Origin of the sequence: Amycolatopsis sp. NBC_00348 (assembly GCF_036114655.1) — a bacterium.
Classification (GTDB): domain Bacteria; phylum Actinomycetota; class Actinomycetes; order Mycobacteriales; family Pseudonocardiaceae; genus Amycolatopsis.
In genome coordinates, this window is record NZ_CP107994.1 from 3,181,903 (window position 1) to 3,198,891 (window position 16,989).

A 16,989-nucleotide genomic window follows, 5' to 3' on the forward strand; every position below is an offset into this window, starting at 1 on the left:
TGTCAGCTCCGTAGGTTCATCGGGATCAGGTGGCCTCACCGTCGAGCGCGGCGCGGACCAGGTCGTCGAGCGACATCCCGTCGATGTCTTCGCTCGCCTTCCCGGTGCCGCCGACCGGGTCCGGGACCTGCCCGGCCAGGCGCCGCAGGGGTTCCAGCACGCCGATCTCACGCAGGCGGGCCAGGGGTACCGTCGCGAGCAGGGCTCGCAGTTCGGCGTCGTCGTCGGAATCCGTGGCCGGCACCAGCCGGCGGACCAGGTCCGCCGCCAACACCGCCGGGGACGGGTGGTCGAACACCAGCGTCGCCGGCAGTTCCAGGCCGGTCGCCGCCGCGAGCTGGTTGCGCAGCTCGATCGCGCTGAGCGAGTCGAAGCCCAGCCCGGAGAACGGCCGTTCCGGGTCGACCGCGTGCGGCCCGGCGAAGCCGAGCACCGCGGCGACCTGGGTGCGGACGACGTCCAGCGCGGCCTTCTCGCGGTCCGAAGCGGGCAGCTTCGCCAGCTTGTCCCGCAGGGCCCCGGAGACGTCGACCGGTGCCTCGGCGGTGAGCCGGTGGTACTCGGGCAGGTCGGTCAGCAGCGGGCTCGGGCGGGCCGCGGTGAACGTGCGCAGGAACGTGGCGTGGTCGATGTCGGCGACCACCGGGGTGGCGTCGCTCGCGAGCACGACCTGCGCGAACGTGGTGAGCGCGAGGTCCACCGGCACCGGCCGGGTCCCCGTGCGCTTGGCCCGGGCGGCGGCGTCGGCCGTCTCGGCCATGCCGGCCTGCCAAGCGCCCCAGGCGATCGACGTGCCCGGCAGCCCGGCGCGGGTCCGGTGTTCGGCGATCGCGTCGAGCACGGCGTTCGCCGCGGCGTAGTTGGCCTGCCCGGCGTTGCCGACCGAGCTGGACGCCGAGGAGAACAACGCGAAGACGTCGAGGTCGAGTTCGAGTTCGCGGGTGACCTGGTCGAGCACCCGCGCCGAGTCGGCCTTCGCCGCGAAGACGGCGTCGAACCGGTCGGCGTCGTAGCTTTCGAGGACACCGTCGTCGAGCACGCCCGCCGCGTGGACCACGGCGGACAGGGGCGCGTCCGCCGGGACGTCGGTCAGCAGGGTGCGCACGGCGGCCGCGTCGGTCAGGTCGCACGCCACGATCGACGCGCGCTCGCCCAGCTCGGCCAGCAGTTCCGCGGCGTCGGGGGTGTCCGGGCCACGGCGGCCGGTCAGCACGACCTTGGCCGCGCCTTCGTCGAGCAGCCAGCGGGCCAGCCGCCGGCCCAGCGCACCGGTGCCGCCGGTGACGACGACAGTGCCGTGCGGGCGCCAGGCCTTCGGGGCCGCACCGGACGGCGTCCGGACGAGCCGACGGGCGAACACGCCCGCGGCCCGGACCGCGACCTGGTCCTCACCGCCGGCGAGGATGCCGCCGAGCCGTGCGACCGCGTGATCGTCGAGCTCGCCCGGCAGGTCGATCAGGCCGCCCCAGCGGCCCGGCTGTTCGAGCGCGGCCACCCGGCCGAGGCCCCAGAGCGCGGCCTGCGCCGGCGAGGTGAGCCGGTCGGACGGGATCGCGGTGACGGCGCCGCGGGTCAGGCACCACAGCGGTGCGGTGCTGCCGGTCCCGGCGAGGGCCTGCAGCAGCGCGGTGGTCGCCGCGACCCCCGCCGTCGGCGAGGATTCGTCGAGGCCCAGCAGGGAAACGACGCCGGCGACGTCGTCGAACCCGCTGAGCGCGGCGGTCAGCGCCGCGCGGTCGGTGCCGGTGACGTCCATGCGCTCGGCCCCGAGGGCCTTGACCACACCGGCGGCCCAGGCGTCGTCGGTGCACCCGGCGGGCACGAGGACCAGCCAGGTGCCGTCCGGGACGACGCCGAGGGAGCCGCCGAGCGGCTTCCAGGCGATCCGGTAGCGCAGGTCGTCCACAGTGGACTGGGTGGCCCGGCGGTGCTTGAGGTCCAGCAACGCGGGCAGGACGGCGTCGAGCGCGGCGCGGTCGACACCGAGATCGGCCAGGGACTCGGCGTCCAGCTCCGCCCACAGGTCCTCGCTGGTACCGGCGGTGACCTGCGCCTGGTCCGGCCAGAAGCGTTCGTGCTGGAACCGGTAGGTGGGCAGGTCGACCGGCCGCGCGCCGGTGCCGGCGAAGAAGTCCGCCCAGCGGACCGGGGTGCCGGCGACGTCGAGGCGGGCCAGCGCGGCGACCACGGACGACTCGTCCGAGCGGCCCTTGCGCAGGGCGGCGGTGACCGTCGCGGCCTCGCCGGCGAACGAGCGGGTCAGCGCCGCGAGGGTGCTGTCCGGCCCGAGCTCGAGGTACTTGGTGACGCCGAGAGCGCCGAGGGCGGAGACGGCGCCGGTGAAGAGCACCGGACGGCGGGCGTGATCCACCCAGTACTGCGCGTCCTGGATCTCCGGCCCGGCCGGGGAGGCCGTCACCGTGGACACGATCGGGAGCACCGCGGGGGCGTACACCACCCCCGCGGCGACCCGCCCGAAGTCGTCCATCATCGCGTCCATGTGGGACGAGTGAAACGCATGGCTGACCCGCAAATGTCTAGTCTTTCCGCCCGCCGCCGCGACGATCCCGGCCACTTCGGCCACGGCGTCCTGGTCGCCGGAGACGACCACCGCGTCGGTCCCGTTGACCGCCGCGATCGACAGTCGCCCGGCGTACCCGGCGACGAGGCGCTCGGCTTCGCCCTCGGTGGTCTGCAGCGACACCATCGCCCCGCGCGGCAGCTCCTGCATGAGCCGGCCGCGGGCGGCGATCAGCGTGCAGGCGTCGGCCAGGGACAGCACCCCGGCGACGTGCGCGGCGGCGAACTCGCCGATCGAGTGCCCGACGAGGTAGTCGGGCCGCACGCCCCACGACTCGACGAGCCGGAACAGCGCCACTTCCAGCGCGAACACCGCGGGCTGGGCCCACCGGGTCTCGGCCAGCAGGTCGGCGTCGTCGCCGAACATCGCGTCGCGCAGCGAACCGGGCAGTTCGAGGTCCAGGTGCGCGAACACGGCGTCGAGCGCCTCGGCGAACACCGGGAACCGCGTGTAGAGGTCGCGGCCCATGCCGGGACGCTGGGAGCCCTGCCCGGAGAACAGGAACGCGAGCTTCCCGCCCGTCTGCGGGCCCGTGAGCACCAGCGGCGACGTCGTCCCGGCGGTGATCGCGGCGAGCCCGGTCAGCAGCTCCTCGCGGTCCTCGGCCACCACGGTGGCCCGCGACTCGAGCCACGCGCGGGTGGTCGCCGCGGAGTACGCGACGTCGGGCAGTGCCAGCTCCGGGCGCGCGGCGAGGTGGTCCCGCAGCGCGCGGGCCTGGGCCCGCAGGCCCTCGGGCGTCCGCGCCGACAGCTTGACCGGCACGGCCACGGCTTCGGCGGGCTCCCGCGCCGGCGTCGGCGGGGCCTGTTCGAGGATGAGGTGCGCGTTGGTGCCGCTGGCGCCAAAAGCCGACACCGCCGCGCGGCGCGGGCGGCCGGTGGCCGGCCACGGCGTGCTCTCGGCCAGCAGCGAGACCGTGCCCGCCGACCAGTCGACGTGCTCCGAGGGCCGGTCGACGTGCAGGGTCCTGGGCAGCAGCCCGTGCCGCATGGCGAGCACCATCTTGATCACCGCGGCGGCGCCGGCGGCGGCCTGGGTGTGGCCGATGTTGGACTTCACCGAGCCGAGCAGCAGCGGCCGGTCCCGCTCGCGGCCGTAGGTGGCCAGCAGGGCCTGCGCTTCGATCGGGTCGCCGAGCTTGGTCCCGGTGCCGTGCGCCTCCACGGCGTCCACTTCGGACGCCGTGAGCCCGGAAACGGCCAGGGCGCGGGTGATCACGCGTTGCTGGGCCGGGCCGCTGGGGGCGGTGAGGCCGTTGGACGCGCCGTCGGAGTTGACGGCCGAACCGCGCACGACGGCGAGGATCGTGTGCCCGTTGCGCCGTGCGTCGGATTCGCGTTCCAGCACGATCATCCCGACACCCTCGGACCAGCCCGTGCCGTCGGCGGCGTCGGCGAACGCCTTGCAGCGCCCGTCGGCCGACAACGCGCCCATCTCGCCGAACTCGACGAACCCGGCCGGGCTGGACATGATCATCACGCCGCCGGCGACGGCGAGCGAGCACTCCCCCGCCCGCAGCGCCTGCGCGGCGAGGTGCATCGCGACCAGCGAAGACGAGCACGCGGTGTCGACGGTGACCGACGGGCCTTCCAGCCCGAAGGTGTAGGAGACGCGGCCGGACAGCAGGCTGCCGGCCTGGGCCGTGGACTGGTGGCCCGCGGTGTCGGTCGGCGGCCGGTAGTCGCCGGAGCCGCCGCCGATGTAGACGCCGGTGTCGCCGCCGCGCAGGGCCGTCGCGTCGACGCCGGAGCGTTCGAAGGCCTCCCACGCCACTTCGAGGACGAACCGCTGCTGCGGGTCCATCACGATGGCCTCGCGCGGCGCGATCCCGAAGAAGCCGGGGTCGAACTCGGCCGCGTCGTGCAGGAAGCCGCCTTCCTTGGCGGCGCTGCTGCCCGGGCCGTCGCCGGTCAGGGTGGCCAGGTCCCAGCCGCGGTCGGCCGGGAAGCCGCCGACGACGTCACGCTCGTCGACGATCGCCCGCCAGAGCTCTTCCGGCGAGCCGATCCCGCCGGGGTAGCGGCAGCTCATGCCGACGATGACGATCGGGTCGCCCGCGACCGGCGCGGCCACGCTCACCTCCGTCACTTCGGCCTCGCCGATCAGCTCGCCGAGCAGGAACGCGGCCAGCTCGCGCGGGGTCGGCCGGTCGAAGACCAGCGTCGCCGGGAGCCGCAGGCCGGTCTCGGTGCTCAGCGCGTTGCGGAGGTCCATCGCGGTGAGCGAGTCGAAGCCCAGCGCGGAGAACGCGCGGTCGGTGTCGATCTCGGTCGTGTCCGGGTGCCGCAGCACCTCGGCGACGGCCGTCTTCACCACGTCCAGCACGACGTCGGCCCGGTCGCCCGCCGACTGGGCGAGCAGCCGGTCGCGCAGGCCGTGGGTCCGCTCGCCGGCCTCGGCCGGGCTGTGCAGCTGCGCCAGCAGCGGGCTCGGGCGCCGCGCGGTGAACGCCGGGCCGAACCGCTCCCACCGGACGTCGGCCACGACGGTGGTGACGTCGTCGGCGCGCACGGCCGTCGTGAGCGCCGTGACGGCAGTCGCCGGGTCGAGCGCGGGCAAGCCGCTGTCACGCAGGTGGTCGAGGTCCTCGTCGGCGCCTTCCCACGCCGAGAACGCGACGACCGCCGCCTTCTCGCCGCGGTCCCGGCGCTGCCGGGCGAACGCTTCGAGCGCGGCGGCCTCGGCGGCTTCGTCACCGCGGCCGCGCACGCCCCACACCCCGGCGATCGAGGTGAGCAGCACGAACGCGTCGAGTTCCTTGCTGTCCAGCAGGTCCGCGAGGTGCCGGGCACCCGCGAGACCTTCGCCGTGGATGACGGCGTCGGGCGGGAACTGCGCCAGCAGGTCGCGCAACGTGTCGGGGTCGGCCGTCGCGCCGCGGACGACGTGGACGCCGTCGCGCTCGGCGAGCCGGTCCGCGATCGCGGCGGCCGGGCCGTCGCCGGTGACGAGCACGGTGCCGAACGGCTCCCAGCGCTCGCCGGGCGCGCCGGCGCGGGTCAGGCGGCGGCCGTAGGCCCCGGCCGCCCGGACGGCGACCTGGTCCTCGTCGCCGGCGAGCACGCCGGCCAGCCGGGCCGCGGTCCGCGCGTCCAGCTCGGCGGGGACGTCGACGAGCCCGCCCCAGCGCACCGGGTCGTGCAGCGCGGCGACGCGGCCGAAGCCCCACAGCGCGGCCGTTTCCGGCGACGCGATCCGCTCGGCCGGGGTCACGGCGACCGCGCCCCGGGTCACGCACCACACCGGCGCGTCGAGGCCGGCGTCGTCGAGCGCGGCCAGCAGCGCGCGGGTGTCGGCCACGGTGTCGAGCAGCGAGACGATCCTCGTGGCTCGCGCCTGGGTCAGGTCGGCGTCCGGGCCGTGGAGGTCGGCGCCGAGCGCGTCGGCGAGGGTTTCGGCCCATTCGGTGTCCGGACCGCTGATCACCGCGACGTCGGCGGCGTCCGCCGCGCCGACGGTGACGGGCTGCCAGGTGATCCGGTAGCGCAGGTCGTCGGCGGCGGATTCGGCGTCGCGCTTGCGGCGCCACTCGGCCAAGGCGGGCAGTACGGCGGTGAGCGCGGCCGGGTCGACGTCCAGGGCGGTCGCCAGCTCGGCGCCGTCGGCGCGGTCGACCGACGCCCAGAACTCGGCGTCGACGGCGGTCCCGGCCACGGCCGTGGCGGGCGCGTCGGGCCAGTAACGACGGCGCTGGAAGGCGTACGTCGGCAGTTCGGTGCGTCGCGCGGCGGTGCCCGCGAACCAGGCGGTCCAATCCGGGTCGGCCCCGGCGGTGAACAGCGTGCCGAGCGCGGCCGCCGCACTGTCCTCTTCGGACTTCCCGCGGCGGAGCACCGGCACGACGACGCGGTCGTCCGCCTCGGCGACGAGCGGCGTCAGGACGGCGTCCGGCCCGATCTCGACGTACAGCGAGACGTCCGACTCCGCGAGCCGGTCCAGGGTGTCGCCGAACCGGACGGTGTCACGCACGTGCCGCACCCAGTACTCCGGCGACGTCACGTCACCGGACGTCACGACCGGGATCGACGGCGCCGCGAACCGCAGGCCCGCGACGACCGTGCGGAACTCGTCGAGCATCGGTTCCATCAGGTGCGAGTGGAAGGCGTGCGAGACCGAAAGCCGTTTGCTGCTCTCGAAGTTCGCCGCGACGGCGAGCACGGCGTCCTCGACGCCGGACAGCACGACCGACTCGGGCCCGTTGACGGCGGCGAGGTCGACGCCGTCGGTGAGCCGGACGTCCGCTTCGGCCGCGCGGACGGCGACCATCGCGCCGCCCGTCGGCAGCGCCTGCATGAGCCGGCCGCGAGCCGCGACGAGCGTGCAGGCGTCGTCCAGGGACAGCACACTGGCGACGTGCGCGGCGGCGATCTCGCCGATCGAGTGCCCGGCGACGAAGTCGGGGCGGATGCCCCACGACTCCAGGAGCCGGAACAGGGCGACCTCGACCGCGAACAACGCGGGCTGGGCCCAGCCGGTGTGGTTCAGCTCGGCCGCGTCGTCGCCCCAGGCGACGTCACGCAGCGACCCGGGCAGCCCGGCGTCGAAGTGGGCGCAGACCTCGTCCCACGCCTCGGCGAACACCGGGAACCGGTCGTACAGCTCGCGGCCCATGCCGAGGCGCTGGGCGCCCTGGCCGGAGAACAGGAACGCACTCGCGCGCTCGCGGGCCACACCCCGCGCGACGACCCGGCCGTCGGCGAGCACGGCCCGGTGGTCGAGCGCGGCGCGTCCGGTGGCCAGGGTGAACCCGGCGTCCAGGGCGTCGGTCTCGACGTCGGCCAGCAAGGCGAGCTGCGCGTCGAGCGCGGCCGCCGAACGCGCCGACACCGGCCACGGCACGACCGCCGGGCGAGTGCCGGTGACGTCCTCGCGAGCGGGCGGCGCCTCCAGGATCACGTGGGCGTTGGTGCCGCTGACACCGAACGACGACACGGCGGCGCGACGCGGGCGGCCGGTCTCGGGCCACGCGGTCGCCTCGGTGACGAGCCGGACCGCACCGGCCGTCCAGTCCACGTGGGACGACGGCTCGCCGACGTGCAGCGTCTTCGGGACCGTGCCGCGCCCCAGGGCCAGCACCATCTTGATGACGCCGGCGGCACCGGCGGCGGCCTGGGTGTGACCCAGGTTCGACTTCACGGAACCGAGCAGCAGCGGCTCTTCGCGCTCGCGGCCGTAGGTGGCCAGCAAGGCCTGGGCTTCGATCGGGTCACCGAGGGTGGTGCCGGTGCCGTGCGCTTCGACGACGTCGACGTCCTCAGTGGACAGTCCCGCATTGGCCAGGGCCTGGCGGATCACGCGTTGCTGCGACGGGCCGTTCGGGGCGGTGAGGCCGTTGGACGCGCCGTCCTGGTTCATCGCCGAGCCCCGCACCACGGCGAGGACGTCGTGGCCGAGGCGGCGCGCGTCGGACAGCCGCTCGACGACCAGCACACCCGCGCCTTCGGACCAGGTGGTGCCGTCGGCGTCGTCGGAGAAGGCCTTGCAGCGGCCGTCGGCGGCGAGGCCGCCCTGGGCGTCGAACTCGACGAAGGAGAACGGGCTGGTCATCACCGTGACGCCGCCGACCAGGGCCAGCGAGCACTCGCCCGAGGCGAGCGACTGGGCCGCCCAGTGCAGCGCGACCAGCGACGACGAGCAGGCCGTGTCGACCGTGACGGCCGGGCCTTCCAGGCCGAGGGTGTAGGACAGCCGGCCGGACAGCACGCTCGCCGTCGTGCCGGTGGCCATGTGCCCGGCGACGTCCGCGCCGGAGGTGAGCAGCAGGCCGGTGTAGTCCTGGCCGTTGGTGCCGACGAACACGCCGGTGTCGGAGCCGCGCAGCGTCGCCGGGTCGATCCCGGCGTGCTCCAGGGACTCCCACGACGTCTCCAGCAGCAGCCGCTGCTGCGGGTCCATCGCGAGCGCCTCGCGCGGCGAGATGCCGAAGAACCCGGCGTCGAAGTGCCCGGCGTCGGGCAGGAACCCGGCCTGGCCGGCGCTGATCGTCGAGAGGTCCCAGCCGCGGTCGGTCGGGAACGGCCCGATCGCGTCACCGCCGCCGTCCAGGAGGTCCCAGAAGGTGCGCGGCGAGGTGACGCCGCCGGGGAAGCGGCAGCCGATGCCGACGATGACGACCGGGTCGGTCGCGTCGGCCCGGGTGGCCGCCGTGGTCGTGGTGAGTTCGGTGGTGCCGACCAGTTCGCCGAGCAGGAACGCGGTCAGCGCGCGCGGCGTCGGGTGGTCGAAGACCAGCGACGACGGCAACGCGAGCGCGGTCGCCGCGCCGATGCCGTTGCGGAGTTCGACCGCGGTGAGCGAGTCGAAGCCGAGGTCGGCGAACGCGGCGTCCGGCGCGACGGCCCCGGCGTCGGAGTGCCCGAGCACCATCGCGACCTGGGTGCGCAGCAGGCTCAGCAGGTGCTTCTCGCGGTCGGCGTCGGGCAGCCCGGCCAGGGTGGTGCGCAGGTCGCCGCGCTCCCCCGCCTCGCGGGCCTGGCTGAGGACGGCCTTCGCCGCGGGCAGGTCGGCCAGCAGCGGGAACGGCCGGCCGATGCTGAACGCCGGGATGAAGCGGGTGAAGTCGATGTCGGCGACGAGCACTTCGGCGTCGCCGGCGCCGATCGCGCGGCGCATCGCCGCGATCGCACGGTCCGGCGGCAGCAGGGCGAGCCCGCCGCGGCCGACGCGGTCCTGCACCCCGGCGTCCCCGCCGAGCATGCCGGCGCCCGCCCAGGGACCCCAGGCGATCGACGTCGCGGCCTGGCCCGCGGCCCGGCGGCGGGCGGCGAGGGCGTCGAGGTAGGCGTTGGCGGCGGCGTAGTTGCCCTGCCCGGCCGCGCCGAACGTGCCCGCGGTCGAGGAGAACAGTACGAACGCGTCGAGGTTCTCGGTCAGTTCGTCGAGGTTCTCGGCACCGGTGCACTTCGGGCCGAAGACGGTCGCGAACTGGTCCGGGGTCAGGGAATCCGTGGTGCCGTCGTCGACGACACCGGCGGTGTGCACAACGGCGTTGACCGTCGGGAGCGACGCGATCAGCGCGGCCAGCGCGTCGCGGTCGGCGACGTCGCAGGCCGCGATCGTCACGCGCGCTCCGGCTGCGGTGAGTTCGGCTTCGAGGTCGGCCGCGCCGGGCGCGTCCGGGCCGCTGCGGCTGACGAGCACCAGGTGGTCCGCGCCGGCCGTGGCGAAGCGGCGCGCGACTTCCGCGCCGAGCCCGCCGGTGCCGCCGGTGATCAGGACGGTGCCGCGCGGGGTGTAGGCCTCGACGGTCGTCATGGGGGCTGTGGCGAGGCGGCGGGCGAAGACCCCGGACGGCCGGACGGCGACCTGGTCCTCGTCGCCGATCCCGGCCAGGACGGCGAAGAGCCGGTTGACCGCGCGGGTGTCGAGGGTCTCGGGCAGGTCGACGAGCCCGCCCCAGCGCTGCGGCTGCTCCAGCCCCAGCACCCGGCCGAGGCCCCACAGGGCCGCACCCCGCGGGTCCGCCGCGGGGTCGGCGGCACCGACGCTGACGGCGCCACGGGTCGCCCACCACAGCGGCGCGGCGACTCCGGCGTCACCGAGCGCCTGCGCCACGGTGAGGGCGCGGTCGGTTTCTCCCAGCAGGGAGAGCACGACGTCTGCGTCTACTTCGGACAGTCGTGCGGCCAGGGTCTCGCGGTCTTCGGCGCCGACCTCGAACCGGACACCGTCCACAGCGGACAGGACCGACTCGGCCCACGCGCCGGGTTCGGCGGGCACGACGACCAGCACGCGACGCGGGGTCGCGGCCTCGGTACGGACCGGCGTCCAGACGACGCGGTAGCGCCACGCGTCGGCCTCGGACTCCGTCCGGACCTGGCGCCGCCACGCGGTGAGCGCGGGCAGCACGGTGCCGAGCGCGTCGCGGTCGACGTCGAGCGTGGTGGACAGCGAGGTGACGTCGGCGGCTTCGAGAGCCGTCCAGAAGCCCGTGTCGGCTTCGGCCGCGGACTCCGCCGGAGCGGGCTCCGGCCAGTAGCGGGCGCGCTGGAACGCGTAGGTGGGCAGGTCGATCCGGCGGGCGCCGGTGCCGGCGTAGAAGGCGGCCCAGTCGGGGCGGACGCCGTGCGCGTGCAGCTCGCCGAGCAACGCCGCGACGGTCTCCCCTTCCGACCGGTCCCGCCGCAGCACGGGCCGCACGGCGACGCCGGTGTCGGTGACGGTCTCGCCGACCATCGCCGACAACACGCCGTCGGGCCCGAGTTCGACGTACGCGGTGACGCCGGCGTCGTGCAACGCGGTGATCGTGTCACCGAAGCGGACGGCCTCGCGGGCGTGCCGCACCCAGTAGTCCGGAGTGGACACCAGGTCCGCGTCGCCGAAGCCGCCGGTGATGCCGGAGACGAGCGACAGGTCCGGTGCGGAGTAGGTCAGCCCGGCGACGGCCGCGCGGAGCTCGTCCAGCATCGGGTCCATCGCCGCCGAGTGGAAGGCGTGGGACACGGTGAGGCGACGGGTCTTCGGGAACTGCTCGGCGAACGCGAGGACGGCGTCCTCGGGACCCGCGACGACGGTTGCCCGCGGCCCGTTGACCGCGGCGATGTCGACGCCGTCGGGCAGCAGCGCCCGCACGTCCGCCTCGGACTCGCGGATCGCCACCATGGCGCCCCCGGACGGCAGCGCCTGCATCAGGCGGCCGCGGGCGAGCACCAGCGTGGCGGCGTCGGCCAGGGAGAACACCCCGGCGACGTGCGCCGCGGCGATCTCGCCGACCGAGTGGCCGGCGACGTGGTCGGGCCGCACGCCCCACGACTCCAGGAGCCGGAAGAGCGCGACCTCGATCGCGAACAACGCGGGCTGGGCGTAGCGGGTTTCGTCGAGCAGCGCGGCTTCCGGCGTGCCCGGCTCGGCGAACAGCAGGCCGTGCAACGGGTGCTCGAGACCGGCGTCCAGGTGGGAGACGACCTCGTCGAGGGCCTCGGCGAAGACGGGGAACCGCTCGGCCAGCTCACGCCCGGCGCCCGGGCGCTGGCTGCCCTGGCCGGTGAACAGGAACGCCGTGCCGGGGCCACCGGTGGTGCCGCGCAGCACGGACGCCGCGGGCTCATCGGCGGCGACGGCGGCGAGCCCGTCGAGGACGTCGTCGTGCGTGGCGGCCAGGACGACCGCGCGGTGGCTCAGGTCGGCCCGGGCCGTCGCGAGCGAGAAGCCGAGGTCGGCGAGCGCGGGCTCGGGCTGGTCGGCCAGCCAGGTGCGCAGCCGGGCCGCCTGGGCGCGCAGGGCTTCCGGCGTCCGGGCCGACACGACCAGCGGGACGGTCCCGACGGTCTTGGGCTCGGCCTCGGCTTCCTCGAGTTCGGCGGCGGGCGCCTGTTCCAGCACGGTGTGGACGTTGGTGCCGCTCAGGCCGAACGACGAGACGGCGGCGCGTCGCGGCGCACCGGTCTCGGGCCAGTCGGTCTGCTCGTCGAGGAGCGAGATCGTCCCGCTCGACCAGTCGATGTGCGACGACGGCGTCGCGGCGTGCAGTGTCTTCGGCAGGACGCCGTGGCGCATCGCCATGACCATCTTGAGGACGCCGGCGATGCCGGACGCCATCTGCGTGTGGCCGATGTTGGACTTCACCGAGCCGAGCAGCAGCGGCCGTTCGCGCTCGCGGCCGTAGGTGGCCTGCAACGCCTGGACCTCGATCGGGTCGCCGAGCGCGGTGCCCGTGCCGTGACCCTCGATGACGTCGACGTCCGAAGCAGCCAGTCCCGAGTTGGCCAGCGCCTGCTTGATCACGCGCTGCTGGGACGGCCCGTTCGGCGCGGTCATGCCGTTGGACGCGCCGTCGGAGTTCATCGCCGAGCCGCGGACGACGGCCAGGATCTCGTGGCCGTTGCGCTGCGCGTCGGACAAGCGTTCGACGAGGACCAGGCCGATGCCCTCGGCGAGGCTCATGCCGTCGGCCTCGTCGGAGTAGGCCTTGCAGCGGCCGTCGGGGGCCATCGCGCGCTGGCGGCTGAAGCCGATCCACGGCGCGGGCGTCGCCATCACGGTGACGCCGCCGGCGAGCGCCATCGTGCTCTCGCCGTTGCGCAGGGACTGGCAGGCCAGGTGCAGCGCGACCAGCGACGACGAGCAAGCCGTGTCGAGCGTGACGGCCGGGCCTTCGAGACCGAACAGGTAGGCGACCCGTCCGGAAAGGACACTCGACACCGAGCCGGTGATCATGTGGCCTTCGGAACCCTCGGCCGCGTTGAGCACGGTCGAGCCGTAGTCCTGGTAGCTGGAGCCGATGAAGACGCCGGTGCGGCTGCCCCGCACGGTCGCCGGGTCGACGCCGGCGCGTTCGAGGGCCTCCCAGGACACTTCCAGCAGGAGCCGCTGCTGCGGGTCCATCGAGAGCGCCTCGCGGGGCGAGATCCCGAAGAAGCCGGCGTCGAAGTCCGCGGCACCTTCGAGGAAGCCGCCGAGCGTCGAGTAGGTCTTGCCGCTGCGGTCCGGGTCAGGGTCGAACAGCCCGGCCGCGTCCCAGCCGCGATCGGCCGGGAACGACGAGATCGCGTCCCCGCCGCCGAGCACGAGGTCCCACAACGCTTCCGGCGACGCGACGCCACCGGGGAAGCGGCAGCTCATGCCGACGATGGCGATCGGCTCGTCGGTCATCGCCCGCGTGACGACGGTCTCGGCGGTGTCCGATCCGTCCAGAGTGGACAGGATGAACCCGGCGAGCGCGTCGGCGTTCGGGTAGTCGAACACGACGGTGCTGGGCAGGCTCAGCCCGGTCACGACCTCGAGGCGGTTGCGCAGGTCGACAGCGGTGAGCGAGTCGAAGCCGAGGTCGCGGAAGGCACGGTCGGCCTCGACGGCGTCCCCACCGGCGTGGCCGAGGACGGTCGCGGCTTCGGCGCGGACGAGGTCGACGACGAGCCGTCGTCCGGCTGCGGCGGGCAGGGCGCGAACCCGGCCGGCGAACGCGGCGACGTCGGCCGTCTCCGGGGCGGCCTCGGCGAGCTTGCGGACCGCGGGCAGCTCGGCGAACAGCGGGCTGGGCCGCACCGACGTGAAGACCGGGTAGTACCGCTCCCAGTCGAGGTCGGCGATCATCAGCGACGTCTCGTCGTCCTCGAGGGCGCGCTTCAGCCCGGCGAGCGCGAGGCGCGGTTCCATGAACTGCAGGCCACTGCGCAGGATCCGGCCCGGGTCGACCCGGCCCAGCTCGCGGTCGTCGGCCCAGATGCCCCAGGCGATCGTCGTCGCCGGGACACCGCGGGCACGCCGCTGCTCGGCGAGCGCGCCGAGGTAGGCGTTGGCCGCGGAGTAGGCGCCGTGGTCACCACTGCCCCAGACGCCGGCGGTCGAGGAGTACATCACGAAGTGCTCGAGTTCGCCCTCGTCGAGCAGGTCGTCGAGAACGGCGTCGAGGTTGGCCGCACCGGTGACCTTGGCGTCGAGAACCTCGGCGAAGGCGGTGGGGTCGGTGCCGGTCAGCGGCGCGAGCGCGATGTGCGCGGCGGTGTGCACCACGGTGGTGATGCGGCGGCCTTCGCCCTTGAGCCGGGTGATGAGCGCGGCGACGGCGTCGCGATCGGTGACGTCGAGAGCGACCACTTCGGCCGACGCGAGTTCGGCTTGGAGAGCCTCGGCACCAGGCGCGTCGAGACCACGGCGGCCGGTCAGCACGACGTGCTCGACGCCCTCACCGGCGAGCCAGCGGGCGAGGTGCGGGCCGAGGGTGCCGGTGCCGCCGGTGACGATGGCGGTGCCGTGGGCGCGCCAGGTCCGTTCGGGACGACGCCCGGCCACGGGAGCGGGCACGATCCGGCGCGCGAACACGCCGGACGCCCGGACGGCCAACTGGTCCTCATCACCGGACCCGGCCAGCACCGCGGCAAGCCGCCGGGCAGCCGCGGCGTCGAGGGTTTCGGGGAGATCGATGAGCCCGGCCCAGTGCCCGGGGTGCTCGAGAGCGGCGGACCAGCCGAGACCGTGCACCTGCGCTTGGGCGGGGTCGCGGACGGGATCGGCGGGCCCGGTGGAGACGGCCCCGCGGGTCAACGCCCAGATCGGGATGGCGGGATCGGTCTCGGCAACGGCCTGGACGAGGGAGAGGGTCCGCAGCAACCCGCGGTCGAGGCCGGGGTACACGGTCGGAGCGTGATCGGCGGCAAGCAGCGAGACGATGCCGGTCACGCCATCGGTGTCCCCGAGCGCGGTCGTCAACGCCTCACGATCGGAGTCGTCGGCGAGAACGATCGGGCGCACCTCGGCGCCGTGGCTGCGCAGGACCTCGGCGACCTCGCCATCCGCGTCGTCGCCGAGGACCAGCCAGGTGCCGGACAGGGTGCCGCCGGCCGGGCGGGTCGGGCGCCAGGCGACGCGGTAGCGCCAGGCGTCCACAGTGGACTCCTCGTCGCGGCGGGCGTGCCAGGCCGACAGGGACGGCAGCAGGTCGTCCAGGGCACCTCGCTGGTGCTCGTCCAGGTCCAGCAGGCGGGTCAGCTCACCCGTGTCGGCGCGGCCCACCGCCTGCCACAGCTCGTCGTCGGCCGGGGCGCCCGCCACCGCCGACGCCGCTTCTTCGATGGCCCAGTAGTGCTCGTGCTGGAACGCGTAGGTGGGCAGGTCGGCGCGGCGGCCGCCGGTCAGGGTGTCCGCCCAGTCGACCGCCACCCCGCGGGTGTGCGCCTCGGCCAGGGACTTCAGGAACCGGTCGGCTCCGCCGTCGTCACGACGCAGGGTGCCCAGCGCCGCGACCGGCACGCCGGCCGCCTCGGCCAGTTCGCCGATGGCCATGCTGAACACCGGGTGCGGGCTCGACTCGACGAACACCGGGTGGCCGTCGGCGACCGCCGCGGACAGCGCGGCGCCGAACTCGACGGTCCCCCGCAGGTTGCGGCACCAGTAGTCGCCGGTCAGCTCCGTCGGCTCGACGAGCCCGCCGGTCACCGTCGAGTAGAACCGGACGCCGGTCTCGCGCGGGGCCACCGGTGCGAGCAGCTCGGCGAGTTCGCCGGCGATCTCGTCGACCTGCGGCGAGTGCGCGGCGAAGTCGACGCCGTCCAGCCGCCAGCGCATCATCCCCGCCTTGGCGAGCCGCCGTTCCAGCACGGCCAGGGCGTCCGGGTCGCCGGACACGGTGACCGACCGCGGCCCGTTGACCGCCGCGACGGCGATCCGGTCGGCCAGATCGGCGATCAGCTCGCGGACGTCGTCCGCGGCCGCAACGACCGACAACATCGCCCCACGGCCGGACAGCCGCTCGGCGATCAGCCTCGACCGTAGCGCCACGATCCGGGCGCCGTCCTGCAGCGTCAACGCCCCGGCCACGCAGGCCGCGGCGATCTCGCCCTGGGAGTGCCCGATCACGGCAACCGGCTCGACGCTGTGCGCGCTCCACAGGCTCGCGAGCGACACCATCACGGCCCACAGCACCGGCTGGATCACGTCGACCCGTTCCAGGGCTTCGTCGTCGCGCAGCACGTCCGGCAGCGACCAGTCGGTGAACTCCGCGAGCGCGGCGGCGCACTCGGCCATCCGGCCGGCGAACACCGGCGACGACGCCAGCAGCTCGCGGGCCATGCCCGGCCACTGCGAGTCCTGGCCGGGGAAGACGAACACGGGTGCGGCGGTGCGCTTGGCGACCCCGCGCACGAGCGCGGCGTCGGCGGCGTTCCCGGCGAGGGCGGCGAGGCCGCGGCGCAGGTCCAGCGGGTCTTCGCCGACGACGACCGCGCGCTGCTCGAACACCGACCGCGTGCCGGAGAGGGACCAGCCGACGTCGACCGGCCGCGTCGCGGGGTGCTCGTCGAGGTGGTGCAGCAACCGCAACGCCTGGGCCTGCAGGGCGGGCGCGGTGCGGGCGGACAGCGGCCAGACGACCGGTCCGGACGAAGCTTCGGGCGCGGCCGGGACGTCTTCCGGTGCGGGGGCTTCGATGATCGCGTGGGCGTTGGTGCCGCTGATGCCGAACGACGAGACGCCGGCCCGGCGCGGACGTCCGGTCTCCGGCCACTCGGCCTGCTCGTGCAGCAGCTGGACCGCGCCGGCCGACCAGTCGATCTTCGTGGACGGCTGGTCGACGTGCAGGGTGCGCGGCAGCACGCCGTGGCGCATGGCGTGCACCATCTTGATCAGGCTGGCCACGCCGGCGGCGGACTGCGTGTGCCCGATGTTGGACTTCACCGAGCCGATCAGCAGCGGCCGCTCGCGGTCGCGGCCGTAGGTGGCCTGCAGCGCCTGGACCTCGATCGGGTCGCCGAGCGCGGTGCCGGTGCCGTGCGCGTCGAGCGCGTCGACCTCGGCGGCGTCGAGCCCGGCGTTGGCCAGGGCCTGGCGGATGACGCGCTGCTGCGAGGGGCCGTTGGGCGCGGTGAGGCCGTTGGACGCGCCGTCGGAGTTGACCGCGGTGCCGCGCACGACGGCGAGGACCTGGTGGCCGTGGCGGCGGGCGTCGGACAGCCGTTCCAGCACGAGGATGC

Annotated in this window: 1 protein-coding gene (only partly in view); it reads right to left on the reverse strand. The window is 74.9% G+C overall.

Features of this window, described 5'->3' with window-relative positions; genetic code table 11:
- Window positions 1-25: 25 nt before the first annotated feature.
- Window positions 26-16,989, reverse strand: partial view of a type I polyketide synthase gene (locus OHS58_RS13520; protein ID WP_328648441.1) — the 3' portion only. 10,243 nt of this gene lie beyond the right edge of the window; 16,964 of the gene's 27,207 nt are visible here — the last part of the coding sequence; its start codon lies beyond the right edge, outside the window; the stop codon is at window positions 26-28.